This window comes from Collinsella sp. BG-O-102 (genome assembly GCF_023656745.1).
GTDB lineage: Bacteria > Actinomycetota > Coriobacteriia > Coriobacteriales > Coriobacteriaceae > Collinsella.
The window spans coordinates 1-1223 of sequence record NZ_JAMOKO010000043.1; the positions used below are offsets into that span (position 1 = coordinate 1).

Consider the following 1223-nt stretch of genomic DNA (forward strand, 5'->3'; position numbering starts at 1 on the left):
ATGCCGCGGGTGACGCCCCTCTTCTCGTTGTAGGAGATGTTGTTCTGGACGACACGGAGGTCGGGGATGCCCAGGGCGCACATCTTGGCGCGCTGCCAGTTCTCCTTGAACCAGCCGCGCGAGTCGCCGTGGACGGCGAGGTCGACGACCTTCAGGCCCCCGATGCCGGTCTCGGCGACGGTCAGGTCCTTCTCGAATGCGATGTCTGCCATAGGTCTATCCCCTCCTACTGGCCCTGTGCGCGGTAGCGGGCCTCGGTGGCCTCCTTGGCCGGGCGCCACCAGGACTCGTTGGCCACGTACCAGTCGATGGTGGCCCTGAGGCCCTCGGCGAAGTCGGTGTGCGTCGGGCGCCAGCCGAGCTCGGTCTGCAGCTTGGTGGAGTCGATGGCGTAGCGGCGATCGTGGCCGGGGCGGTCGGCGACCCAGTCGAAGTCCTCGGGGTCGCGTCCCATGGCCGCAAGGATCATGCGCAGCACGGTGATGTTGTTCCTCTCCCCGTCGGCGCCGATGAGGTAGGTCTCCCCCATGCGGCCCTTCGTGAGGATGTCCCAGACGGCCGAGGAGTGGTCCTCGGTGTGGATCCAGTCGCGGACGTTCTCGCCGCGGCCGTAGAGCTTGGGGCGGACTCCGTCGATGATGTTGGTGATCTGCCTGGGGATGAACTTCTCCACGTGCTGGTAGGGGCCGTAGTTGTTGGAGCAGTTGGAGATCGTGGTGCGCAGGCCGTAGGTGCGGGTCCAGGCGCGCACGAGCATGTCGGAGGACGCCTTGGTGCTCGAGTACGGGCTGCTCGGGTGATACGGCGTCTCCTCGGTGAACTTCGCCGGGTCGTCGAGCGCCAGGTCGCCGTAGACCTCGTCGGTGGAGACGTGGTGGTAGCGGATGCCGTACTTGCGGACGGCCTCCAGCAGGCGGAAGGTGCCCTCCACGTTGGTGCGCAGGAACGGCTCGGGGTCGGCGATGGAGTTGTCGTTGTGGCTCTCTGCGGCGTAGTGCACGATGGCGTCGTGGCCCGGGACGATCCTGTCCAGCAGCTCCGCGTCGCAGATGTCGCCCACGACGAGCTCCACGCGGTCCGACGGCAGCCCGGCGATGTTCTCGGGGTTGCCGGCGTAGGTCAGCTTGTCCAGGACGGTGACGTGGACGTCGGGGTGGTTGTTCACGACATAGCGCACGAAGTTGCTGCCGATGAAGCCGCAGCCGCCCGTGACGATGATGTTC

Annotated in this window: 2 protein-coding genes; both read right to left on the bottom strand. The window is 66.7% G+C overall.

The annotated features are described in order from the left end of the window. Positions 1–212: dTDP-4-dehydrorhamnose 3,5-epimerase family protein (locus NBH09_RS09950; RefSeq protein WP_250787862.1), on the bottom strand; the 212-nt coding region annotated here is incomplete at its 3' end. A gap of 14 nt (positions 213–226) precedes the next feature. Beyond that, positions 227–1223: dTDP-glucose 4,6-dehydratase (gene rfbB / locus NBH09_RS09955; protein ID WP_284703164.1), on the bottom strand; the 997-nt coding region annotated here is incomplete at its 5' end.